Below are 24484 nucleotides of genomic sequence, written 5' to 3'. Positions count from 1 at the left end.
CTCATTCGATTCATCGCTTACGATTAAGCGGACGAATCCTCATTCAGCATCCGGTAACGGGGATGATTCGGCTAGGCTTACTTCCGACGGACGTCCTGCGTCCGCTCTTGCTCGGTTTCCGCTTTGCGGCTCTCGAAGGGGTAAACATACCGTACATCTGCAGGGGATTTCAGCCGGGGCCCCATTCTCTGGAAGCAGTGTTACAAGCTGTCCGTGTCTTCGGTCAAAGCCTTTGATTTCCTAATTATAAGCCTGCCGCGGAATCAGGTCAAGGGGGACGGAGACCCGCTGTCCGAGTTTCCCGCCAGCTTCGTGCGGCATACGGCGCAGTAGGAGCAAATAGTCGCACGGGACTCGAAAATCTGCATAATTGTCCGGATAACAGGCAGATCGGGCTCACGCGTGTGAATATAAATCGTCGCCGGAGATACCGAAATAAGCGTGGAGACGATCATATCTTCAAAGCTGATATCTTTCTCGATCATTTCCAAAGTAAAAGACGCTTCCATCTTACTGGTGTCGATCGGCTGCATATTCTCATCCAGAATCGTAAATTCGGCGCCTTCCTTATGTATCAAATGAGCTGCTGCCGTCTTCGTTTCCTGGATATAGACGAAATACTGGAGCAGAGAAATAAATTCCTGATACTGCTGGTCCATCACGTATTCGTCAATGGCGTATTCGACGACCTCTTTCAGCTCCTCCATATATTCCTGAAGCCGGAACGCAATAAAGCCCGGCAGGTTCACGGGCTGCCCTTCCAGCAGCAGAGCTTTCAACGGCTCGCTTATTTTGCCCGCCCGGAGCTTCATGCCGTCGATAGGTCCCCAGTCCAGATAATCGTCAAGGCCGTATTCTCCGGCGGCAGCCTCGCCCTCTTCCTCCCCGTTCAGGAACTGGCGGCAGTAACGGCCGATTTTCGCCGCTTCTTCAGGCTCTTTATAATGGAAGGTATTTACCAGCAGCTTACGGATCAGCCTCTCTTCTTCACCCTCCACGATCTGCTCGGCTGCAGCCTCGGCAGCGGCTTCTATAACGGCATCGGGCCCCGTCTGCTGCTTTTTGCCGCCGGCCGCTCTCCCTATCCGAAGTACCGTGCAGTGTTCCAGATCGTCGCGGACGACCGGCACCGGGTTTCCTTCCTGATTCAGAAGCGCTAGGCGGCTTTCGATCCGGCTTTGCAGCGCAGAAATATCAAACACGGCGGAATTGTTGAATACAAACTGTACGAAAGACATGGGCTCACTCCTTCCTGACGCTGAATTCCTTCTAAAAGTATATGGTCGGCCGGAGGCGGATATACAACCAACTCTTGACATGTCCGAAGGCCGGGCAATTCAGGAAATTGAAGCCGATCTTAAACTTTCCTTAAGAAATTCGGCGCGGTTTTGTTAAGAACAACCTTCTATAATAATCACTATGAAAAGCTTGATGATGGAGGTGCCGCTCCTTCTGCGACCGGAATTGCCAACCCCGTCTTCCTGTGCTAACGTCACAATAGCCCGTTTTCATAATGGAGTATAAGGGAACGCAAGGCCGGTTACGCCACGGCATCCGTTTTCCGGCATATAAAGGAGCGCATGGTTATGGGAAAAGAAACGATTCTGATCGTGGATAATGAAAAAGAGATCGTGGAGCTCATCCGTATTTATTTAACCAATGAGGGGTATGAAACGGTTTCGGCCGGAGACGGCCTGGAAGCCTTGGATGTGCTGAAAAGCAGGGAGGTCGATCTCATTATCCTCGACATTATGATGCCCCGCATGGACGGCGTCCAGGCGTGTCTGGAAATCCGCAAGGAGAAAAACATGCCTATCCTGATGCTCTCCGCAAAAAGCGAGGATATGGACAAAATTCTCGGATTAACCGCCGGAGCGGACGATTATTTGACGAAACCGTTTAATCCGCTCGAACTGATGGCACGGGTGAAATCCCAACTGCGCCGGTATAAAAGATTAAACGCCCCCATGCCATCCGAAACGCTTACACACCGTATCGAGCTGGACGATCTCGTCATTGATACGGCTACGCATGAAGTTCATGTGGAGGGACGGCCGGTCAAGCTGACTCCCCGGGAATTTTCCATTCTGGAGCTTCTTGGCCGCAACCGCGGAATCGTCTTCAGTACGGAGCGGATTTATGAAACGGTTTGGAATACCCCGTACTTCGAATCGGACAACACGGTCATGGTACACATCCGCAAAATCCGGGAAAAAGTGGAGAGCAATCCGAGGCAGCCGAAATATATCAAAACCGTTTGGGGGGTAGGCTACAAAATTGAAACCTAATCGAAAAAGGAGATTCGGAAAGCTGTGGGGTCTGCTGGTGCGCGGCATCGTGCGTCCCGTTATTTTGTGCAAACAGAATGTGATGCGCAGCCTGCGAATGCAGCTTATTCTCGCGTTCGCTCTGTGCATAGGCGCTGCGACTGCCGCCGGGAGCCTGGTATCCGAGCTTACCAAATCATGGCGCACGGGGGCGACCGTCTCCTATATTCAGGATAAAGAAATTACGGAACATCAGGTTTACCGTCTTGTGGAACGTCTCGAACGCATTCAACAGTACGGCGGCGATGCCGACAGATATCCCTCCGTTAAAGACGAACCGGGTCCGAAAGACTTACCGAACTCCGATCAGGAGATTCAAGACCCGAAGGAGACCGGAAGTGCCGGTAACGGCAGCATCGGCTCCGGACCGCATCAGCAAGCGGGCTCGGAGAGCTCTTCCGCTTCCACCGCGACGAAATCGGCCGTTCCGTCTCCATCGCCGGAATCCGCCGTCCCGGATGGAACGGGTACGAACGGCAAAGCGGCTCCGGATCCTGCCGGCTCGGGCGCCGCGGGAACGGACGGCACAAAAGTCCCGGCAGCGGGCAATCCCGCCGCTCAACCGGCGCCCTCCTTTTTCCCGGTAAATCCTGCGGATATTCAGTCTCTTCTGGACGAGGAAACCGACAGGCCCGGAAGAAAATCGCTATATATTATCGATTCATCCGGTAAGGTGCTCTACAGAACAAAAGGAAGCGGAGAAAGCCGGTTCGATATCCCGCAGCTCATCGGCCGCGCCATGGACACGGAAGGAACATACCGGGAAAATCACGAAAGCCCCGAATTCACGTTTATGTACCCGCTTACCTTGAACGGGACTCAGTCGTATCTCGTCGCCAAGGCGGTTCCCGAAGCTCAAGTCTCATATTACGAGCAGGATACCTCTCTTCCCCTGATCGCCGGAATCGCTACCTTCCTGGGACTCTTCTATTGGATTACCCGGCGGAAAATGCAGATTATCGAAGAAATGGCACAGGGCCTTGTCCAAATGTCCCAAGGCAATCTTGCCCACCGGGTTCCCGAAAGAAGCCGTGACGAACTCGGCGTGCTCGCAGGCCACATGAACTCCATGGCTTTCGATCTTCAGCATTCTCTGGAAGAAGAACGCAAATCTCAGCGTTTGAAGAACGAATTGATCACCAATGTTTCTCACGACCTCCGCACGCCGCTCACGCTCATTATCGGCTATCTCCGGCTTCTGAAAGACAAGGATTACAAAGACGAGGAGCAGGCATCAAACTATATGCAAATCGCTTACGGCCGTGCGGAAAAACTTAAAATTCTCATCGACGATCTGTTCGAATTCAGCCGGATGACGAACGAAGGCGTGCCGCTTGCCAAAAAATCGGTTTGCGTAAACGATCTGATCTATCAGCTCTCGGAAGAATATATTACGATCGCGGAACAGAACGGCCTCTCCCTCCGCCTCGTGCTGCCGCCTATGCGGCTGTTCGTCTCCATGGATCCCGACCAGATGATCCGCGTTTTCGAAAACCTGCTTACGAATGCGGTTAAATACAGCTCCAAACCCGGCACCATCGAGGTAATCGTCCGGGAGGAAGGCCAGGATGTCGAAGTGACGGTAATCAATGAAAGTAATGTTTCGGAAACAGCGGAGCTGGACCGCCTGTTTGACCGGTTTTACCGGATGGATACCGCGCGTTCTTCCGATACGGGCGGTTCCGGGCTCGGTCTGGCAATCGCGCGCAGCATCGTGGAAGCCCATGACGGCCGCATTTGGGCGGAGAGCCGCGGCAGCTCGATTATGTTCCATGTGAAACTTCGCCGTTATTGATTCGGCTCCGGTTGCGGCATACGAATACCCAGCGGTGCTGTACACAAAGCAAAGAAACCCGGGAAACCGTTTTGAACGGCTTCCGGGTTTCTTTTTGTTTTTTTGAATAAAGGAACTTCTATGTTCGAATCGATCAGTTCTGCATAATGAAGTCTTTTTCAACAATCGTATCCTCGTCGTACACGCGGAGGATCTCATACTTCGTATTGCGCTGGGCAGGAATCTTGCCTGCGGCACGGATCATTTCCAGCGTAGAGGAAATGTTCACTTTATGTGTAGTGCCCGCAGCCGAAACGACATTCTCTTCAATCATGGTGCTTCCGAAGTCATTGCAGCCGTAATGCAGCGACTGGCGGCCGATTTCGGGGCCCATTGTGACCCAGGAAGACTGGAAGTTCGGAATGTTGTCGAGCATAATGCGGGAAATGGCCAGCATTTTCAGGTATTCTTCCGGCTTCGTTTTCTCTACGCGCAGATTCGTGTTGTCCGGCTGTACCGGCCACAGAATGAAGGCCAGGAAGCCAAGCGAATCGTAGCCGTTCTGGATGCATTTGTCCTGCGCTTCTCTTACGCGGAGCAGGTGCATCGCGCGCTCTTCCATCGTCTCGCCGAAACCGTAAACCATCGTCGCCGATGTATTCATGCCCAGACGGTGAGCCGTTTCCATGGCATCCATCCAGTCGCGCCAGGAGCCTTTTTTCTTGGAAATTTTCATCCGGATGCGGTCATCCAAAATTTCCGCGCCTCCGCCGGGCAGAGAATCCAGTCCCGCGTCGCGAAGCTGACGGATGACTTCTTCAAGCGAAAGGCCGTCCGACACATCTTTCATTTTCCAGATTTCAGCCGGAGAGAAAGAATGCATCGTAATATCGAAGCGCTGCTTGATTTCGCGCAGCAGATCCGTATAGTAGCTGAACGGCAGGTCCGGGTTCGTGCCGCCCTGCATCAGAATTTCGGTCCCGCCCACATCGAGCGTCTCCTGGATTTTGCGGAAAATATCCTCGTTCCGAAGTACGTATCCTTCCGTAGAACCGGGAGCTCTATAGAATGCACAAAATCTGCAATAAACGTCACAAACGTTCGTGTAGTTGATGTTGCGACCCACTACAAACGTGGTGATCGGTTCAGGATGGTGCCTCAGCATAATTTGGTTAGCGACATGACCCATTTTCTCGATCTGGTCGGATTCGAGCAGTGTGACACACTCTTCCAGATCAATTCGTCCGCCTGCAAGGGATTTATCCAAAATGCGGTCGATCGGATTCATGGCATTCACTCCTTTCTGACTCCGCACACGAATTTAGGTATGAATTCGCGGCTCACGATATACTATGTGAAAAAAGTTACATGTACAAAAAAACATTATCACCATTGTAACATAACGCCCCAAATCCGGCTACGGGAAAAATAGGCCCTTCGGCTATCTTTCAGACTTGCTTCCTGTAAAATTTCCGGTTTGATTAGGACCCCTGCGCTGACATCCGCCAACGCCTTCCTGCTGCCTGACCGTCTTGTACGGACACGCGGCCGCGATGGTTTCTGTTCCTATAGTTTTCTCTGATGCGCCAACCCTTCCGTCCTTTCAAATAAAAAAGCAAGTGAAGAGGCGTCCGTCCGTTGAGAACTGACCTGCCTTCTTTCACTTGCTTCCCTCGGGCCCTCAGACAGCCGTTTATCCCTGCAGATGAGATAAAGCCGCGTCCAGGTCCGCTATAATATCGTCGATGTCTTCCAAACCGACGGAATACCGCACGAGCCCGTCCGTAATTCCCCGCTCCAGCCGCACCTCGCGGGACATCGCGGCATGGGACATCATCGCCGGATAGGACAAGATGCTCTCGACCGCGCCCAGAGAAACGGCGACCAGCGGGATCTTGACCTCGCTCAGCAGTTTCCTGGCGCGCTCGCCCCCGTTCACGTCGAACGAGACGACGGCGCCGTAGCCGCTCGACTGCTTCTCGTGAATCTCGCGGCCGGGATGGCCTTTCAGGCCCGGATAGTACACGGCCTCGACAGCCGGATGACTGTCCAGCCATTCGGCCAGACGGCGCGCGTTCTGCTCGGAGCCTTCCATGCGCACTTTGAGCGTCTTCATGCCGCGCATAAGCAGCCAGCTGTCCTGCGGGCCGAGCACGTTGCCGAGGCCGTTCTGGATCTGCTTCATGCGGCGGCCGAGGCTGTCGTTAGCCACGACCGCCAAGCCCGCCAGGACGTCGCTGTGGCCGCTCAGGAACTTTGTGGCGCTGTGCAGCACGATATCGACGCCCTGCTCGATCGGACGCTGATGATAAGGCGTCATGAACGAATTGTCGAGCATCGTCAGCAGCCCGTTTTCTTTCGCCCACGCGCAGATGACCGAGACGTCCGTAATCTTGAGCGTCGGATTGGACGGCGTCTCCAGGAAGACGGCCTTCGTGTTCGGCTTCAGCGCCGCCTTGACCCTCTCCGGATCCGTCATATCGACGAACGTCGTCTCGATATTCATCCGCGTCAGAATCGCGGTCAGCAGCCGATATGTTCCGCCGTACACATCTTCCGTACAAATCACATGATCGCCGCTCGACAGCAGGAAGAAGGCCGATGAAATGGCCGCCATCCCCGAAGCGAACGCGAATCCCCGCGCTCCGCCTTCCAGCAGAGCGATATAGTCTTCCAGTGCCTGACGGGTCGGATTTCCCGAACGGGAATAATCGAATTCGGGAGGATTATCCAGCGAGAAATGGTGAAAGGTCGATGCCTGATAGATCGGTACGCTGGAAGCGCCCGTCGTTTTATCGATTTCTCCGCCGAAATGGATGATTTTCGTGCCTAGCTTTTTGTCGGTACTCACGCCTGATTGTCTCCTTCCACCTCAGCCTGTGCCTGTTCCAGTGCCTGCGCCAGGTCGGTAATAAGATCGTCCACATGCTCGATGCCGACCGAAAAACGCAGCAGCCGGTCGTCGACGCCTACTTTTTCCCGGATTTCCAGAGGAATATCGGCGTGCGTCTGAACGGCCGGGTAGGTCATCAGCGACTCCACTCCGCCCAGGCTTTCCGCGAACGCAATAAGCTTAACGTGCCTCAGAATCGGCTCCACTAAACGCGCATCCGTTACTTTAAAGGAGAAAATCCCCGTGTTTCCGGACGACTGCCTGTTCTGGATCGCATAACCCGGATGGGATTCGAGCGCCGGATAATACACATCGGTTACAAGCGGATGCCACTGCAGATAACGGGCGATCGTCGTCGCGTTATGCTCGTGCCGCTCCATACGCAGAGCGAGTGTTTTCATTCCTCTCATGAGCAGCCAGCTGTCCTGCGGACCGAGCACGGCGCCGATGGAATTGTGCAGGAACGCCATTTTCTCGGAAAGCTCCTGTCCTTTGGTCACGATCAGTCCGGCCAGCACATCATTGTGGCCGCCCAAATATTTGCTCGCGCTGTGGATGATGATATCCGCGCCAAGCTCGATGGGACGCTGGAGATAAGGAGTGAGCAGCGTGTTGTCCACGATGGAGAGAATGTCCTTGCTTTTGGCCCAGCCGCAGACGAGCTTCAAGTCCGTCACCATCATAAGCGGATTGGTCGGCGTTTCGATCAGAATCGCCTTCGTGTTCGGACGGTAAGCTTCTTCCAGCGCTTCGACGTCGTTCGTGTCCACATAGGAAGCGCTCACGCCGAAGCGGGACATGATCTGCTCCAGCAGACGGTATGTACCGCCGTAAAGATCAAGAGATACAATCAGATGATCCCCCTGGCTGAACAGCGTGAAAATGGTCTGCAGCGCCGCCATACCCGAGGAACAGGCAAAGCCGGCATCTCCGGATTCCAGATCGGCAATCGCGTCCTCCAGCACACTGCGGGTCGGGCTTTTCGTGCGGGCATAATCGAATCCGGTGCTTTCTCCAAGACGCGGATGGCGGAACGCCGTTGACTGGTATACGGGGAAGCTGACCGCTCCGGTCGTTGGTTCGGAAACCGAACCGATTTGGGCCAATCGACTTTCGATGTTCATGCGTGGAATCTCTCCTTTAAGGTATCATTCGTTCTATACTATAGACAGGCACTAAGCGCGCTGAGTTCACGACCCGCATTAAGATCATACGGAGTTTCCTGGTAAACGTAATAGTTCAGCCAGTTGGAGAAAAGGAGATTCGCATGCGCTCTCCACGTGATCATCGGCTTCTTGCTCGGATCATCACTCGGATAATAGTTTTTCGGAATTTCCACGTCCATACCCTTGTTGACGTCACGGTCGTATTCCCATTTCAATGTCAGCGGATCGTATTCGGAATGTCCCGTTACGAAAATTTGCTTTCCGTCTCTCGTCGCTACGATATAGATCCCGGCTTCGTCCGATTCCGACAAAATGACGAGCCGCTCATCCTTTTCGATATCTTCGCGGCGCACTTCCGTATGTCTCGACTGGGGGACGAAGAAAAATTCGTCGAACCCGCGGAGCAGCTTCACGTTCTCTTCCGAGATCGTGTGCGGGAAAACACCGAACACCTTTTTGTCCACCGTGTACTTCGGCACGTCGAAATGATGATAAAGTCCGGCCTGCGAGGCCCAGCATATATGAAGCGTCGAGGTTACGTTGTCTACGCTCCAGTCCATGATGTTCTTCAGCTCATCCCAGTAATGAACGTCCTCAAACTCCATTTGCTCAACGGGTGCTCCGGTAATGATCATTCCGTCGAATCTTTCGTCTTTGATATCTTCAAACGTTTTATAAAACATCTCCAGGTGCTCGGGAGAAGTGTTTTTGGAAGTATGGGTTTTAGGATGCAGCAGGACAAATTCGACCTGAAGAGCCGTATTGGACAGAAGACGCAGCAGCTGAGTTTCCGTCGTTTCCTTCGTCGGCATCAGATTCAGAATCGCAATCCGCAGCGGGCGGATATCTTGATGATAGGCAACCGTCTCATCCATCGCAAAAATATTTTCTTGGTTCAGCACTTCTTTAGCCGGAAGATTATCAGGTATTTTAATCGGCATCGGTCATTCCTCCTCGAAAGAAATTAAAACAGGCCTCTCTCAAAAAGTTGAGAAAGGCCTGTTCATCCCTATGCAACATGCTCCTCTCTCATCTCCCAGAAGCCGCTATTCATACGGCTCCCGCAAGAATTAGCACCGTGCATTGCCCCTCGGGGGTTACAATGTCGGTTGCCGGGTATCATCGGGCCAGTCCCTCCACCTACTCTTGATAAGAAAGTTTATTCAGTTATCTCCTATCTTAAAGGTTACCGGGCAAATGTCAAGAGCTTTTTGAAAATTTGCACATAATAAATTCACTAAGGGAAAACCCTATGTCTTTCGCACGTCCGTGGCTCCCAGCGCCTTCATGGCGCCGCAAGACCATGTTCTCTCTGGCGCCGTCCGCATCGCGGATGAACCCTCCAGGCTGTTTTTCCCGTCATTCGCCCGCACCTCAAACCCTTCTTCCGCATAGGATAAAAAATCCCCGGCCCGCGGGGCTTAGCAGGAGAAAAGTACCAGAGTTTGATGCTTGAATCGTGGAAAATGTAGGTATATACTAGACAAGTATTCGACACGGAATGATAAAGGGGGGAACATACGGATGGACGGGGACCGACCGAGAAGTAGACGCTTTACCCGGTACGATCAAAATCGAATAGCAGCGAACCGGGGCCGGCACTCCAGCGTCCGTAGTTTCCCTACGGACCGGAGTGCTGTGCGCCGTTTCGCATAAAGAGGTGAAACGGATGAAAACACGCCTGGTACACAAGGGCGCTTTTACGCTGGTTGAAGATATTCACGAAGCGCTGACACCACCCGAATCCGGCTTTTACTGGATCGATGCGGATGTGGACGATCTGGAGCAATTGCAGCCGCTCTTCCATCTTCACGATCTGGCCGTAGAGGATTGTCTCAGCGAAGAAGAACAGCGGCCCAAAATCGAAATTTACGACACGCACTATTTCATTGTAATTAACAGCATCCGGTTTGATGATGAAGAAATCTTTCTTCGCGCGCTCAATATTTTTCTGGGCAGGCATTTCATCATTACCGTTACGAGACAGAAAATCCAGGAGCTTCGTGCCATCAAACCTTTTCTTTGGGATGAAGAAGTTAACAGCCCCGACCGCTTCCTGTACCATCTGGTTGACCTTGTCGTTGACAACTATGTCATTGTCGGGGACCGGATCGAGGACAAAATCGAGAAGCTTGAAGAAGATATCCTGATGCACACGAAAAAATCCCATCTGAACGAGATCATCGGTCTCCGCGGGGAAATTTTGTGGCTGAAAAAAATGCTTGTGCCGCAGCGTGACGTCGTTGCGACACTTAACCGCAAAGAGCTGAAGCTGATTGATAACCAGCTGCAAAAGTATTTCGGCGACATTCACGAAAATGCCGTCAAAATCGTCGACACCTTCGATACGCTCCGCGATCTCATGGGCAACTTACGAGAAGCTTACCAGTCCAGCGTAGCGAACCGTGCGAACGAAATCATGCGTATTTTTACCGCATTGACCACGATTTTCATGCCTCTGACCTTCATCACCGGTATTTTCGGAATGAACTTTAACGATATTCTCGGTCTGCTGACCGTACCTTACGCGGATTTATTCATTTTCGGATTTATGGGTGTGCTCGGGTTATGTATGTTCCTACTCTTCCGTAAAAAAGGGTGGATTTGACTATGCAGAATGACGACGTTGACCTAACAAAGCATCGGCTTCCATTGTTCTTGAACAAGAACGAAATGGAAGCCGATGCTATTTTTGTGCCGTTTTTTATTTTTTAGGAGTGCTGAGTCCGCCGATATGCTGGTCGTAAGCCTCAAAAATCTTGGCCGCAATGGGAGCGGCCCCGTAACGGCCGTAGCCGCCTTCCGGTATGACAACTGCTACCGCCAGTTTTGGATTTTGAACGGGCGCGAAGGAAATGAGCACCGCATTATCGACCGTTCCGCCCGAAACCTGCTGCGTCGAGGTACCGGTTTTGCGCGCCACGGGAAACGGCAGCTTGTCGATGCCTTCCGCTCCGCTTTTCATCCCGTTAATGACAGTATCCCAATAAACTTTGGGAAGATCGACTTTATTCAGAACCTCAGGTTCATAACCTTTGACGGCCTTGCCGTCGGCAGGGTCCAGGATTTCTTCAACGAACTGCGGTTTTATCCGCTTACCGCGGCTTCCGAGAGTAGCTGCAAACTGGGTAAGCTGAAGCGTGGTATACTTCCCGTTCTGACCCCATGATGCAAAAACCATCGCCGATTGATAACTGCTCGTTTTGGCGGCCGCATCGATTTCCGACATACCGTCATACTCCCACGGAAGGCCGCTTCCTGTTGTTATCCCGAGTCCAAATTCAGCCACCTGCTTTTCCCAGGCTTCGCCCGATTTGCGCTGATATTTATTATAAAACGGAATTCCAATTTTAGCAGACATGTATGTGTTCGATGAAACTTCTATCGCTCTTGTAGGGGAAATCATACCCGTATAATGATTATCCGAGTTACGAACCGTACTTTTATCCTTCCCGTAAACAAAAGGAGCATTATCATTGTAATAACTTCCAGGGGTGATTAACCCTTCCTTTAAACCTATCAAAATACTGAGCGGCTTAATGGTCGACCCCAAATAAAGAATTGAAGAAGGGTGGCGCTTCTGCTGATCGTCCGGAAAGTTCGGCGGTGAGTTGCGGATAGTACCGTTGTTAACGAATTGTTTAACCTGCGGATATATTTTAGGATCCATTCCACCCGTCCACAAATTCGTATCATAGTCCGGCATGGATGCCATCGCTACAACCTTGCCCGTCTCGACTTCCATCGCTACCGCGTAACCGGAACGGGCATATGGGGCGGCAAACTTCGCATAAGCGGATGGAGGGTTATGCAGCCATTTCAGCTGATCCATGATCGCCTGCTGGGCGGCAAGCTGCACGTTGGTATCGATCGTCAGCCGGAGATTCTTCCCTTTCTCGGGCTTTTCCAGCGTCCCGTTGCCGACGATTTTACCGGCTGCGTTTACAGGATAACTTTTCTTGCCGGGCTTTCCGCGAAGTTCGTCCTGATACATCATCTCCAGCCCGTCAAAGCCTACCGTCTCCCGAAGCAGATAACCGTCATCCGTCCGGCTCTTATAAAAATTAAGATTTGCGGTATCGTCGTATTTTTTCAGGTAGCCTACAAGCTGGGCGGCGATCCTCCGCTGATCATAGACACGGATGCTCTCCTCCACAACCTCTACTCCGTGAAGTTCGTCCCTGTGGGAAAGAAGATAAGCAACCTCTTCCTTGTTTAAATTGGCCTTTATTCTTCTGGGCTCTTTATAAGGCGTTTTGGGCTTGAGCTTTTGTTTATTGATGTCGAAATCCAGATCCATGGCTTTCATAATATCTTCCATAGTCATCTTCGGCAGATTCTTGTCGCCAAGCTCACCCAGAATCTTCTCGAGCTTTTTGGCTGTCTCAATGATCGGCTCCTGATTTTTGGTGCCGCCCTCAACACGGAAATACAGCGATTCCGTGGAATTGGAAGTGGCAATCGGTATGCCGTCTCTACTCAAAATATTGCCGCGTATGGGGGGAATGGCGGTATCGGTATTCATCCCATTCGTTTTTGCGATTTGGAGTTCGGGGCCTTTAACGAATTGAAGGTAGGACAGTTTAACGATAAGAACACAAAACAGAGCGAAAGTAGCGAAGAAAAAAATATTGATCCGGAGCGTAAAATGAATGCGTTTGTCCGCTTCTCTTTTGGCGGGGTCCTGCTCGGTATAAGGCGATTTCATAAGCCAGCCCTCTCTCACAATCTATACGTTCAAGTGTAGCAAAACCACCCTTTATTTACAATTGAACGGAGCCTTCGGACTGGTTACAAAAAGGTTAAGATTTCGGGAGAGGACCGGAGGACCGCGGGCCGCTATCGGCTGTCTATCTACTCATACACCGGACTGTCCTTGCCACAGGCCAAAGGTGCCCGTTTGCCGCTTTGCGGCTAGCCCGCTTTCTGCCCGCCGTCCCGCTCCTTCGCCGCTTCCTCTTTCTGCTTGCGGGTTTTGAATCTAAGCAGCCGCAGCCACTCATAGACGCCATCGGCCGTCTGGGCGTCAGGCAGTTGTTCCCCGTACAATCCTTGGAGGATCGGCTTCAGGTAGCGGTCCCCCATCTCCGCGAACAGCCGCTCGGCTTCGGCCAACTGCTCGGACGGCACTTTGGCCAGCTCGCTCTCGATTCCCGCGAGCACATCGTAACCATCCCGCTCCAGCTCTTCCAGTAAGGCAACCAGCTCCCGGGATGTAAAAGAGAGCTCTGTCCGCAGCTGCGCCAGACTGCCGCCGTCCGCCATCGCTTCCAGAAGCCTGCGCTTGCCCGACTGGCGTGCGGCTTCTTTCTGCACCCGCCGTTCCAACTGCCGGTTCATCCAAGCTTCGAACTGTGCACGATCCGTGACGGCCGCAACCCAGTCCAGCGGAAAATCCGTATGCCGCTGTTTGTCTCTTGTGATCCGCAGGACATCACCTCCGTATTTGGATGCCCGGTTCTGCCCGAAGCCCGGAATATGAAGCAATTCCTCCAACGTTTGCGGACAGAAGGCCGCGATCATCTGCAGCATCCGGTTGGAAGCCAAAATAAACGGCGAGCGGCCTTCTTTAAAAGATTGTTCGCGTCTCCACGCTCTCAGCTCTTCATAGACGGCCTCATCGGCATGTAGCTCACCATAGTATTGAAGAAGCTGTGTCATTTCCGCCTTGGCCGACAAGCCCGCCTGCTCTTCCCCGATTCCCCGGAGCATCGGCTTAAATCCTTCCGCCAGCTTTAGCTGAAGCCCTCTTTTGATAGCGCCGACAAGCTCTTCCCAAGAGATTCCTTCATACCAGATATCCTGGACCGGCTTGCCGTTGTCGTTTACTTCATTCCACATGGCCTGCCAGATCCCCGTCTTCTCCCCCGCATAAAATTGAGCCTGCTTCACTTTCCCTTCTTCCACTTGTTTCTCCAAAGTCGTTAAATAAATGACGTTCATACGTGGTCCTCCTCTGTTTGGATGCTGAATAAGGCCCCGAAACGCAAAAAGCACCTCTCCTTATGCGTAATGAAACGCAGGCGGAGAGGTGCTTCCTCTGTGTACTGAGCTATACGTAAAATTCTACCATACTTCAAAATATTTTACAACAATTTCCTTTCAAATTATAGGACGGCTGCCCGTCTCCCTTTCTCTTTAAAAAGAAAGTAGGATTCCGGTCTTGTCATCCGAGCGCTTGAAGCGCTGCACGATGCGGCATTCCGGATCCTCCTGTTCGAACGCTTCCAGATCGTTAACGTAAGTTTCCAGTCCTCTGGCGATTACCGCCTGTACCCATTCCGCCGGGCTGCTCCGGTGCTCTTCCCGCCACGGATAAATCCCGTCCGTGACGAGCAGCAGGTGCGTCAGCCCCGAGCGGGCTAACTTCCCGCTCTCCAGGTGCCGGGCCAGCGCGTCATCGCCGTTGATGACGCTGTAGCCGCCGGGCCGGTTAGCGCGTCTGCGGTTCGCCCGCAGCGCCTCCGTCACTTCCGGCGGCCGGGCCCTGCGCTCCCATTCGCCGGGATATTCCCGGCGCCAGAGCGCCAGTGCGCGTTCGTCGTGGGACTCCACGGAGTCCCGCGTCACCGCGCGCACCACGCCGTCTTCGTAGACGGCGTAAACCATGCAGTCGCCTGATTGCACCCAGGCGACGCGGTCCTCGTCCACGCGCACGACGGCGTGGACGGCGCCCCACCGGCTGCCGGCGTCTTCGGAGCGCCCCTGAAGGCGCTCCATTTCCCCGCGCAGCCGCGCATTCGCCTCGAGCGTCGTACGCTCGAGGTCGGCTCCCCCGGCGCCCGCGAAGCAGGACGCCACAAGCTCCGACGCGATACGGCCTGCGGTGCGGCCTTTCGCGTCCCTAAACGGCGTCAGGCCAGAGACGCCGTCAATCACGCCGAAAACGCCTGCTTCCGGCGTCAACAGCAGTGCATCCTCGTTGCACGCTCCCTGTCCCTGCCGGATAATACTTTCCACTGTGAATGAATGCGTCGGCATCCTGTTCTCCCCTTTTCCGGACAAATTTTAAGATCGGCTCACTCCCGAAAGCCTGGACCTTTGTCGGGGTCCCGCCTCGTACCGGGGTCCGTTACGCCGGACAGTAGTCCGATGTACAATTGATTTATAAACAAAAACGTGTAATTGCTACATTCCCCTAGACAAAAAGGAGGCAGCCCGTCATGTTCAAAACCGCACAAGACCGCCCTGTACAAAAAAGCGTACGCATCGTTCTTTCCATCCTGCTCTTGGGCTCCAAATCCGCCCATTTTCCCGAGAAATTATAGATAACGTACCTGCGTTTTAAATACCTTGCCATTTATAAATAACGCCGAAAATTTTCAGACACGGCTAGAAATTGCACTTGCTGTCCGATCTCCGGCCGGTTCATGTCTGTTTCGTCGGCCCCGTTCCGCTTTTTTCGAAAACCCTGCCGTCCTGCCTTAGCATACCTTATAACGCACGAATCCGGCAAAATTATTCCTTTTGACAACGTCAAAAACGAATTCATCTTTTTTCGGCGTTTACGTGACCGTTCTTGGACGCCGCGCCCCGCTTCCTATATAATCGGGAGTAATAACCGGTAAATGGAGTGAACGTAATGTCCGAATTCGATTTTTTATATGACCATACCGAAGATACCTCTACCCGCTTTGTCAGCTTTGTAGGAACATCTCTGCACCGCTTCGATCTGGCGGTAACGAACACCAACCGCTTTTACGGCAAACAAATGATCACCGATCTGCAATCCGGCAAAACCGCTATCATCGGGCCCGACGATTTGAATGAAGAAGGCTATCTCGAACACGTGTACAAAATTTCGGAAGAAGAAGCCGAGGAGCTTCGCTCTTTCCTTTTCCAGATCGTGGGAAGCGTGAATTTTACGGATATTTAACGCCTCTGGGGGAGAAAATGGGAAAAGACCACAAACCATGCCTTAACCGGCCGTTTGATCAGGAGGTTTCCCATGGGTGATGAATTTTTGAAAGAAGAAAGCCGGGGCGCCGACCTGTCTACCGTCGAGTCCCAGCGGAACGACACGATCCCCGAAGAGTTCCCCGAGGGTCCTTACGGCTCGTCCGTCCTGAGCGAATCGCTCGGTAAGAGCACCCCGTGGCGGGACGACCAGCGTCCGACGAACCGGTTTCGCTATGAAAACCGCGAGCTTCATTACGGGATCGAGCGGGACTATCCCGGAGACGACCAGTCGGAAGAGACGCCCGGCCCTTAAACGCCCGCAACCCGTACGCCACCGTTCGGTCAAGCTTGTCATACCGGCTTACCGGTTGGCCGTAAGCGTTCCGCTCCAAAACAAAAATCCCCGCACCGGGCCTCCAAGGCTTCCGGTTAGCGGGGATTGTTTTTTTCAACCCTACACACTTAAATAATCAAACTGCTCATGGAGAACGCAACGCCGACATAGATCGCGAACAGCATAATACCTACCGCCACGTTGCCATCCTTTAGCTGCTCGGACAGTTTAATGCCCGGCGTCAGCAAGTCGAAAACGAAGTAGGTCAAAAGCAGGCAGACGTACCCGATCGCAAACCACATGGCCATATGAAGGATAGAGGAGTTCGTGTAAGCCGCAACGCCCAGAATAATGGCCGTTCCGAAAAACTTCCCGCCCAGGGCCAGGCCCACCGCCTTATTGCCTTTGCGGAGTTCCTCCATGTCGTTAAACGGCGTAATCCAGTTAAAAATGACCATGCCGATAATCTGTAAAGCGACAATCACGATAAAACTGACTAAAATATTCAAGGCGATCATTCCGCCCACCCCCTGAACTTGGACATGGCCAAATCATAATTCGAGAAATCGTGCACTTCTTCAAGGACGATCTTCACGCGTTTCTTGTCTTTAATCGCCGCATACCGCTCATCGGAAATCGGCTGTTTCACCTTATGCCCCGACGGCATGGAGACGACGGCAAAGTCCCGGTGTTTATCGCCGTACTGCGTCTTGTAGACGCCAACGAGATCGACCTCGGTCTGAATTTCCGTCTTGAGCTGGCTCATGTCGGTCTTTGCTTCTTTTTCGGTCTTAAACGTTTTTAGCGGTGTCCAACCCGAAAGCTTCACGTCGTTCTTCCCGTCGGCTCCGGTTTTCATTTCGGCGGTCATAAAGCTCAGTACCCAAACCTGATCTCCCGTAGCGAAATTGCCGTCGTTCGGAAGCATATCGTTGTTCGGCAGGAGCGTCATATCGCCTCCGATAAGGTCCCCTACTTTGGCCTGCTCGACTTTATAATCCCACGGAACCACGCTGGATTCGGTCGTAGTCCCGCCGGATGAGCCCGTGCCGCCCGAGTTTTTCTTATCGGAGCATGCGCCGATTATTCCGAAAATCAGGAGAAGGGCAAGCGCCGAGAAAATTCCGATCATGACCCGGCTTCGCTTCTTGCCTGATCCGTATCTGCTGTTCATCGCAGGTCTGCTCATTTCTGTTCAACTCCTATCGCCACAAAATGACTCGCATTGCCGGTAATCAAACCTCCCGCACGGCCCAGCAGGCCGCATGGCTGTCCGTTAATGACAAACATCCCGGTAAGAAGCCGGTGTTCTCCGTTGGCCAGTAAAACCCGAGGCAAATCGGCACGAGCCTGATACACGTTCGTAAAAAGCGTGCTTGTATCGAAGCCGTCTTCGTCCTGGATATCTATTTCGCCCGAAGCGCCGTACATCCGTACGGAACCTCCTTCGCGGCCGAACATCGACTTGGATACGTAGCTGCTTTCCAAAACCGGCTGGTTGTAAGTCGGCAGCATATAACGCTCGATAGTCCGGTGCTCTTCCGGCGTAAACAAAGGGGCCATCATTTCATGGAGGCCCCAGATCACGGCCTGCAGCCCTTTGGATTGCAAAATAATCGCGTGAAGAGGATTAAACAGCCGCAAATGGCCGTTCTCTATCGAGTACGCGAGAGCTTCTCCTCCGTCGTCCACGCCCATCCACTCTTTCGGGTAAAGGGCGAACATGCTCCCGATTTCCCGGTTTTTCCCGTCTTTGAGAATGCCTTCGTCCACCCACAGTTCCAGACAATCCACCGGCCGGACCTGGAGTCCGCTGTGACGGATCAGCATATCAATGGTGCCCGAATCTTCCAAGTGTTTACCGTAATCTATGCATGCGGCAGCCTCCGGCATCTCTTCCGACCAGGCTTGGCGGACGAGATCCGGCATTGCCGTATTGGGGCTGTAACCGCCGTGCCGGCCGCACATCCACGGAGTGACAACAGAAGCTTCCACATAACCGGTCGGCGTATCCGCATTCAGCTCCAGCAGCTTGATATCTCCTTCTTGAGATATGCTGAAATCAAAGCGCGCATAACGGCTGAGGAGTCCCTTCGGACCCGGTTCCAGTCCGTCCAAACCGTCCCAAAGCACCTCCGGAATGCTCAGCATATCGTACAAATCACGCCGGCCGATAACAAACCGGGCCCCTTTATCGAAAATGTTCCACAAGAGGCTCGACGCCCGGTTCAGCTCTTCGTAAACATTATGATCCATAAGTACGAGCTGGTCGATCCAGTACTGCTCCTGCTCCAGATCCGCCCATGTAAAACCCATCCGGCCCAGCTCGGCCACATAAGCCTTGCGGTCCTCATGCGGCTGCCCGATTACCCTGAATGTCCGGCTGTCCATCAGCTTCCGCTGGAGGAGCTGCCGGACGAGCTGAATCCGCCGGATTTGCCGCCGATGCTGCCGGACGACGAGGACGAGGATTTACTGGATGAACCGGATGAAACGGAACCCGAGGAACTGGAAGTTCCGGATTTCGTGCCGGTGGAACCGCTGCTTGTCGAGCTCTTGCTTGAGCTGTTCCGCGAATTAATCGTCGATTTGCTGTTAAAAGCTCCCGTTGTTTTCGAAGTTTTCGGCTTGACCGTCGAATTCGCCGTCGGTTTGTTCTGAAACTTCGTCGAATCGTACGTCGGCACCGAGTAAGGCTTCTTCGTGCGGTAATCGTAAGACGGACGCGAGCTGGACCAGCCGCTCGACGAGTAGGAACCGCCGCTGTTGAAGATCAGGTGATACAGCATCAGGTCGGTCCAGTCGAGACCGTTGTTGTACACGATCGGAGCGGCTGCGCCTACTCCCGCCCCTGTGCCGCCCGTGCCTACGCCAGCGGAAGGCGTCGGAGTCGGGGTCGCTCCCGGTTTATCCAGCTGATCCGGGAGAGGGATATTCCAGTCCGCGCTCGGATCGAAATAGGTTTTGACATCTTCGTTGGACCATTCGATGATTTGCGGATCTCCCGCTTTACTCTCGGCGTGAACCGCCGGAAGCAGCAGCAGGTTGGCCGCCAGTACGACACCTAGCGACGTGTTCAGCACACGAAGCGGCTTCGGGGTACGCGTCCTGCGTGCGGCACGCGCCTGCGCCGATTTGTCCGCGGCAGCCGCACGTTCAGCCAGCACCGCTTCGGGAGAGCCCGCTTCGGGCGCTCCGGCGTTATCCACTGCAACCGCTTCCGCATTGTTCTTGCCCGCCACAGCTTCGAGGGCTGCAGCCGATTCCTTATCGTTAAGCCCGCCTGCGTTGTTGTTCAGATTGTCGTTCATTGCAAGTCCCTCCAATTCTGACTTCTTACTCACTCGCTTGCTTGTTAATGGGCAGTACCAGCACTTCCAGCCTCTGATTCTCTACATCGAGCCTTCCTTCGATCATTTCGTACTCTTTGCCGCCGACTAACAGAAAATTGGCATGCTCCATCAACGATAACATCGTGGCGTTCCAATTACGCTCATCAATCGTCTTCAATTCGCCGTTTTCCAATTTTTCGATAATCAATACGTTAGCTTCCATCTTTCTCATCCTTTCAAAATGCGTTAGGAAATTATCATGCTATTTCTAACGTTTGAGCGGCGGTTTTGTTTCATTTTTTTCCGAAATGCTGTAAACAGCTCATTCCCTAACATACCAAAAACAAGAAATGGTGGGAACCCTTTTGTGACATTTTAATAAGAAGTAAGGGGGTAATTGAACAATCTAAAAAGCGATCCGCCGGCCTGAACCGCACGAATCGCCTGACATTTCCCTACAAAAAAGCCGGCTGGCCGACCAGCTTGGCCAATCCCTTAAACTCCAGCTCCTCGAACTTCGTGAGCACCCGCTCGTGATCGATGGCCCAGCAGCACTCCTCCAGCGCGCAGGCGACCGGGACCTTGAGGAAGATCGTCGCCAGCTCCCTGGACATGTGAAGCATATCGAGCTGCGCCTCGATCTTCGCCCGCACTCCTTTCGGAAGCTCGGTCAGATTTTCGAGAATCCCTTCGATGGTGCCGTACTGCTGAATAAGCTTCAGCGCCGTTTTCTCTCCGATGCCTTTTACGCCCGGATAGTTGTCGCTGGTGTCGCCCATGAGCCCTTTCAAATCAATGATTTGGGCCGCGGTCAGATTCCGCTCCTCCAGGAGCAAGTCCGGCGTGTACACGGCATAGTTGCCGTGGCCTTTTTTCATAATAATGACGCTTACGCTGTCGTCCACGAGCTGAAGCAGATCGTGGTCTCCGGTCAGGATGAACACATCCGCGGAATCTTTGTACGCATGCGCCAGCGTTCCGATGCAGTCGTCCGCTTCATAGCCGCTCATTCCCACGTTAGGTACCCCGAAGCAGTCCACTACTTCTTTGACGAGGTCGAACTGGGGAATCAGGTCTTCGGGCGCTGCGGCCCGGTTAGCCTTGTAATCCGTAAACTGCTCGGAACGGAACGTTTTGGAGCCCATATCCCAGCATACGATGACGTGAGACGGCGAAAAAGTCTGGACGGCGTCCCAGAAATACCGCACGAAGCCGTATACGGCATTCGTCGGCACCCCCGCGCTCGTCCGTTTAATATATCCGGTCACAGCCGATGCGTAGTAGGCCCGGAACAGCAGGGCCATCCCGTCCACCAGCAGGACTGAAGGTCTGGTTTGTGTCACAAATATCTCTCCCATCATGGGCCGAACCCTGATTCTATCCTTCTATTATACCACACGGGGCAAGCCTTCCTTTGCAAGAAACGGTTGATAGAGTGAACAATTGTTTCCATGCCCTCAGAAAAAGCTCCAGCCCGGCAGCCAGCGGAGCCATCCGGTGTACGAATCATCCACGACCAGACCCGAAAGCAGCGGATAAAAGACCGCAAACAGCACGGCTGCGCCGGCCAGATACACATAAATCCACCGTTTCAGCTTCGGCCTGGTCTCGATAAGGTGCCGGAGGAAAAAGATGATCATCAGAATCATAAACGGAACCATGGCGAAATAATGGTAAATAAATGTCAGCCTCGGTACAAGCATCCACGGCAAATATTGCGAGGCGTACGCAATGAGCAGGAAGCGGAGCGGCTTGTTTTTCGTTTTAACGGCGGCCCACAGGGCAAGCAGCACGCAGAGCAGCCCCGGCCACCAGACGAGCGGATTTCCGAACGATACGATGCTCGACATACTGCCCGGCGGAACGAACTCGCCTTTGTAGTACCAGATCGGTCTGAGCATCAGCGGCCATTCCCACCAGCTTGAAGAGAACGGATGGGTCGCGACCAGACCGCTGTGATAACTGTACATATGCTGCTGGTACGTGACCACATCGGCCAGTCCGTGGCCCGGACCCGGCACCAGCATAAACGGAATATAGGAGGCCGCATAAATGGCGGCGGGAATAAGTACATAGAAGACCACGCAGAAGAGCAGGGTGTACACCGTATTCCGCGGGAATTTACGGACGATATGCCGCCACCGTTCCCGGTCCTCTTCGGTGCTCTCCGCGGTATGGAAACGCTCGAATACGCCCGGGATGCGCGGCTGTCCGGCTTCACCGGAAACGGCGGATATGCCTGACGCCCCAGCTGCTTCCGCCGGTCTGTCCCCGGTCCGTACCCGGTCCGGTCCCTCCGCCGTGGATGCCTCACGGCTCCACTCGGCAAGACCGCGCCGTGCCTGCCTGTATTCGCCGAACCGCTCCCAGAGCGATAAGGCGAGCAGCACGGCAAGACCCGCCCCTCCGTAGATCACAATCCACTTGGAGGCGGCGCCGATGCCGAACGTGACGCCCGCAAGCCCGAGCGGAAGCAGCGTTTTGCGGAGCGGTACGTCATAGAAGCTCAGCGTCGTATACCGGTACATAAAGGCAAACATCAGCATGATAAAAAATACGCCGTACACGTCGATGGTAGAAATCCGCGTCTGGGCAAAGTGCATAAAATCGACGGCAAACAGGAACGCCGCCATCGCCGCATACTCCGTCCGGCCGAACAAGCGCTTCGCCATCACATACATGAGCGGCAGCATCGCGACGCCGAACAGCGTGCCGACAATGCGCCAGCCGAACGGGTTCATTCCGAACAGGGCGATACCCGCCGAGATCAGAATTTTGCCCAGAGGGGGATGCGTGCTCTCGTAGGGCTCGATCCGGTACAGATGCTCGTAAGCCGTCCGGGCGTGATAAATCTCGTCGAAATAAGTGCCGTCTTTGTAGCCTGGACTTGCCGGTACGATCGCCTGCTCATCGAATACCTTCCGGTGGTCCCCGGAAGTTTGCGTATCTTCTCCAGGCAGTACACTCACGGGCAGAGGCGTGTCGGAAGCTCCGTCGAAGAAAGCCGCCTCATGCAGAGCGAATCCGGGGGCGAGCGGTGTGATCTTCACATACCGGGCATCCCTTTCCGTTTTCACGACATTCCACGTAAATACCTTGGTATAATCCGATTTCACATCGATCGGCTCGTTCCAGGTGACCCCGTCCACGGAGAATTCGTAGCGGAATTCGCCTTCTCCGGCGCCGGCAAAATCATGAATGCGCGTCAGATGCTTCGTCGCGCCGAGATCGGCGACGACGGTATCCGTCTGACCGACCGGCTTCCAGAACGTCTGGGGCGCGTCGAACGACCCCAGGTTGATCAGCGCGATCACCGCGTAAACCGCGGTGATGCCGCCCATCAGCCAGCCGTCCTTCTTCGTCAGAAGCGGCTGTCTGGCCGCCACGGCTCCGTCCCGGTCCCACACGACGGAGCCCCGGTTCATGACGCCGGCGAAGAGACCTTTCCCGGCGGCGGTTCCGCCTTGAGGCCGGGCATCCACACCGGCGGCTTTTTGCGCCCATGTGCGCGCAGCCTGCCACGCCATCGCAAACAGAAGCACGTTCACCAGGGACACCAGAATGAGAACGGGATCGTGCTTGGGGATGTGGAACATTCCCTTCGTGCTTTTCCAGAGCACATATCCCACATTCGCGAAATGCGTCACCGAAAAACCGGCGAACAGCACCAGCAGCCTCCTGTCCTTCGTCCGCAAATAAGCGGCCAGCAGCAGAAGCAGTCCGTAGAACAAGTACCGTTCGTGCATTTTGGTCATCAGCATAAACGCGCTTGCGGCGAACAGGAACCCGGCGTACAACCCCGCGCCCTTCCTACCCATGTTTTTGGCTAAGAACGCCAGGGCGAACAGGAGCGACAGCACAAACAGCAGCGTGCCCCAGGCCCCGTACGTCAGCGAGAAGAGGCGGCCGTCGGCCGGCTCGAAATTGCCCCCCAGCAGCGCCAGAAGGTTAAAGGCATTCAGCGAAGCGTACGGATACGAAGCCAGCGTGCCGAAATACAGGTTGGGCAGCCAGAGCGGCTCCATCTTCCAGGCAAAAGGCAGAGCCGGCAGCAGAAAGGCTGCGGCCCCTGCAGCTGCGCTGACCGCAAGTTCCCGTCCGAACCCTTTGTGCCGGAAGCGCCAGAACAGCGCCAGCAGGAAGAACGGGCCGAACAGCAGGCCCTGCGGCTTAAGCAGAACCGCGAGACCCAGGTAAACCGCCGCTGCCGGGAATTTTCTGTCCTCCACGCGCAGCAGGGACAGAAGAACGAACAGCATAAACAAAGAATCCACCTGGCCCCAGGCCGCCGAATTGATCCATACGGCCGGATTCAGCATATACAGCGAAGCCAGCAAGGCGGCCTGCCGCACGTTCACGTGACGCAGAGCCAGCCGGTACAGAAGAACCGAAGCCAGCAGATCCGCCAGCATGGGAGGCGTTTTCAGCAGGACCAGAGACAATCCCGTCCCCCATTCGATCCCGAACAAATGGTGGGCAGCGCCGATAAGATACAAGATGTACATGTACCCCGGCGGGTAATCCAGAAAATAGCCCGGATCGGTATAAAGATTTCCGAACCCGACCGTAAACGCCCGATCCGCCCACGCCATAAACGTGCGCACATCGGCTTCGTAGCCAAAAACATTCGGAGCCACGAGAAAGCGGATGAGAACGGCTGCCGCCAGCGCCAGAGCGAACAAAGCGTGCCGAACATTCGCCTCCTTGGGCATCGTTTCCCCGATTTGCATGCGTTCACTCCTTTACAGCTTTGTAAAAT

The 24484-nt window shown here is 54.0% G+C and carries 20 protein-coding genes and 1 riboswitch; of the genes, 5 read left to right on the top strand and 15 right to left on the bottom strand.

The window, feature by feature from the left end; genetic code table 11:
- Nucleotides 1-263: 263 nt before the first annotated feature.
- A complete protein-coding gene (ytxC, locus tag C4S74_RS06960) occupies nucleotides 264-1238 on the bottom strand; it encodes a putative sporulation protein YtxC (protein ID WP_103994617.1) in 975 nt (324 codons plus the stop codon).
- Nucleotides 1239-1586: 348 nt separating this feature from the next.
- Here ytxC and C4S74_RS06955 point away from each other — a divergent pair, with 348 nt between their 5' ends.
- Nucleotides 1587-2288 (top strand): response regulator transcription factor, encoded by a 702-nt coding sequence (locus C4S74_RS06955; RefSeq protein ID WP_103994616.1) that lies wholly within the window; start codon nucleotides 1587-1589, stop codon nucleotides 2286-2288.
- Complete coding sequence (locus tag C4S74_RS06950) at nucleotides 2278-4122, top strand: ATP-binding protein (RefSeq protein ID WP_103994615.1); 1845 nt, start codon at nucleotides 2278-2280, stop codon at nucleotides 4120-4122. Before C4S74_RS06955 ends, C4S74_RS06950 begins: the two co-directional genes overlap by 11 nt.
- A 133-nt stretch (nucleotides 4123-4255) precedes the next feature.
- On the opposite strand, the gene mqnC is transcribed toward C4S74_RS06950, so the two are convergent.
- From mqnC to metA, 4 genes are all read right to left on the bottom strand, one after another.
- Nucleotides 4256-5389, bottom strand: coding sequence for a cyclic dehypoxanthinyl futalosine synthase (mqnC, locus tag C4S74_RS06945; RefSeq protein ID WP_103994614.1), 1134 nt, complete (start codon nucleotides 5387-5389; stop codon nucleotides 4256-4258).
- Nucleotides 5390-5794: 405 nt separating this feature from the next.
- Nucleotides 5795-6952, bottom strand: coding sequence for a PLP-dependent aspartate aminotransferase family protein (locus tag C4S74_RS06940; protein ID WP_103994613.1), 1158 nt, complete (start codon nucleotides 6950-6952; stop codon nucleotides 5795-5797).
- The gene (locus tag C4S74_RS06935) at nucleotides 6949-8118 is read right to left on the bottom strand and encodes an aminotransferase class I/II-fold pyridoxal phosphate-dependent enzyme (protein WP_103994612.1); all 1170 of its coding nucleotides are present in this window, start codon (nucleotides 8116-8118) and stop codon (nucleotides 6949-6951) included. Before C4S74_RS06935 ends, C4S74_RS06940 begins: the two co-directional genes overlap by 4 nt.
- A gap of 38 nt (nucleotides 8119-8156) precedes the next feature.
- Entirely contained in the window at nucleotides 8157-9101 is a 945-nt protein-coding gene (gene metA, locus C4S74_RS06930; protein ID WP_103994611.1) for a homoserine O-succinyltransferase, read from the bottom strand.
- An 85-nt stretch (nucleotides 9102-9186) separates the two neighbouring features.
- Nucleotides 9187-9316: riboswitch (SAM riboswitch) on the bottom strand.
- Between the two features lie 513 nt (nucleotides 9317-9829).
- Between metA and corA the strand changes: the two genes are divergently transcribed.
- A complete protein-coding gene (corA, locus tag C4S74_RS06925) occupies nucleotides 9830-10768 on the top strand; it encodes a magnesium/cobalt transporter CorA (protein WP_103994610.1) in 939 nt (312 codons plus the stop codon).
- A 96-nt stretch (nucleotides 10769-10864) separates the two neighbouring features.
- On the opposite strand, the gene C4S74_RS06920 is transcribed toward corA, so the two are convergent.
- From C4S74_RS06920 to C4S74_RS06910, 3 genes are all read right to left on the bottom strand, one after another.
- Nucleotides 10865-12868 (bottom strand): penicillin-binding protein 2, encoded by a 2004-nt coding sequence (locus C4S74_RS06920; protein WP_103994609.1) that lies wholly within the window; start codon nucleotides 12866-12868, stop codon nucleotides 10865-10867.
- 206 nt (nucleotides 12869-13074) lie between these two features.
- Nucleotides 13075-14103, bottom strand: a complete 1029-nt coding sequence (locus C4S74_RS06915) for an HRDC domain-containing protein (RefSeq protein ID WP_103994608.1) — start codon at nucleotides 14101-14103, stop codon at nucleotides 13075-13077.
- Between the two features lie 195 nt (nucleotides 14104-14298).
- Nucleotides 14299-15141, bottom strand: coding sequence for a protein phosphatase 2C domain-containing protein (locus C4S74_RS06910; protein ID WP_103994607.1), 843 nt, complete (start codon nucleotides 15139-15141; stop codon nucleotides 14299-14301).
- A 601-nt stretch (nucleotides 15142-15742) separates the two neighbouring features.
- Here C4S74_RS06910 and C4S74_RS06905 point away from each other — a divergent pair.
- Both C4S74_RS06905 and C4S74_RS06900 read left to right on the top strand, forming a co-directional pair.
- Nucleotides 15743-16036 (top strand): DUF3055 domain-containing protein, encoded by a 294-nt coding sequence (locus tag C4S74_RS06905; protein WP_103994606.1) that lies wholly within the window; start codon nucleotides 15743-15745, stop codon nucleotides 16034-16036.
- Nucleotides 16037-16108: 72 nt separating this feature from the next.
- Nucleotides 16109-16372 carry a hypothetical protein gene (locus C4S74_RS06900; RefSeq protein ID WP_042229375.1) on the top strand — a complete coding sequence of 88 codons (264 nt, stop codon included), beginning with the start codon at nucleotides 16109-16111 and terminating at the stop codon, nucleotides 16370-16372.
- 149 nt (nucleotides 16373-16521) lie between these two features.
- On the opposite strand, the gene C4S74_RS06895 is transcribed toward C4S74_RS06900, so the two are convergent.
- The 7 genes from C4S74_RS06895 to C4S74_RS06865 all read right to left on the bottom strand — a co-directional run bounded on the left by C4S74_RS06895 (nucleotide 16522) and on the right by C4S74_RS06865 (nucleotide 24455).
- Nucleotides 16522-16911, bottom strand: coding sequence for a DUF350 domain-containing protein (locus C4S74_RS06895; protein WP_103994605.1), 390 nt, complete (start codon nucleotides 16909-16911; stop codon nucleotides 16522-16524).
- Complete coding sequence (locus tag C4S74_RS06890) at nucleotides 16908-17582, bottom strand: hypothetical protein (RefSeq protein WP_103994604.1); 675 nt, start codon at nucleotides 17580-17582, stop codon at nucleotides 16908-16910. The genes C4S74_RS06895 and C4S74_RS06890 overlap by 4 nt, the downstream gene beginning before the upstream one ends.
- Nucleotides 17579-18784 carry a glutathionylspermidine synthase family protein gene (locus tag C4S74_RS06885; protein WP_103994603.1) on the bottom strand — a complete coding sequence of 402 codons (1206 nt, stop codon included), beginning with the start codon at nucleotides 18782-18784 and terminating at the stop codon, nucleotides 17579-17581. Before C4S74_RS06885 ends, C4S74_RS06890 begins: the two co-directional genes overlap by 4 nt.
- Complete coding sequence (locus tag C4S74_RS06880; protein WP_103994602.1) at nucleotides 18784-19704, bottom strand: hypothetical protein; 921 nt, start codon at nucleotides 19702-19704, stop codon at nucleotides 18784-18786. Before C4S74_RS06880 ends, C4S74_RS06885 begins: the two co-directional genes overlap by 1 nt.
- 25 nt (nucleotides 19705-19729) lie before the next feature.
- Nucleotides 19730-19948, bottom strand: a complete 219-nt coding sequence (locus C4S74_RS06875) for a hypothetical protein (protein ID WP_103994601.1) — start codon at nucleotides 19946-19948, stop codon at nucleotides 19730-19732.
- Nucleotides 19949-20180: 232 nt separating this feature from the next.
- Nucleotides 20181-21086 carry a 5'-3' exonuclease H3TH domain-containing protein gene (locus C4S74_RS06870; protein WP_103994600.1) on the bottom strand — a complete coding sequence of 302 codons (906 nt, stop codon included), beginning with the start codon at nucleotides 21084-21086 and terminating at the stop codon, nucleotides 20181-20183.
- Nucleotides 21087-21182: 96 nt separating this feature from the next.
- The gene (locus C4S74_RS06865) at nucleotides 21183-24455 is read right to left on the bottom strand and encodes a glycosyltransferase family 39 protein (RefSeq protein WP_103994599.1); all 3273 of its coding nucleotides are present in this window, start codon (nucleotides 24453-24455) and stop codon (nucleotides 21183-21185) included.
- Between the last annotated feature and the right edge of the window lie 29 nt (nucleotides 24456-24484).

It is taken from the genome of Paenibacillus sp. UNC499MF, from assembly GCF_900107975.1.
In the GTDB taxonomy this organism is placed as follows: Bacteria; Bacillota; Bacilli; order Paenibacillales; family NBRC-103111; genus Paenibacillus_F.
This window is presented reverse-complemented; position numbering and strand designations above follow the sequence as displayed.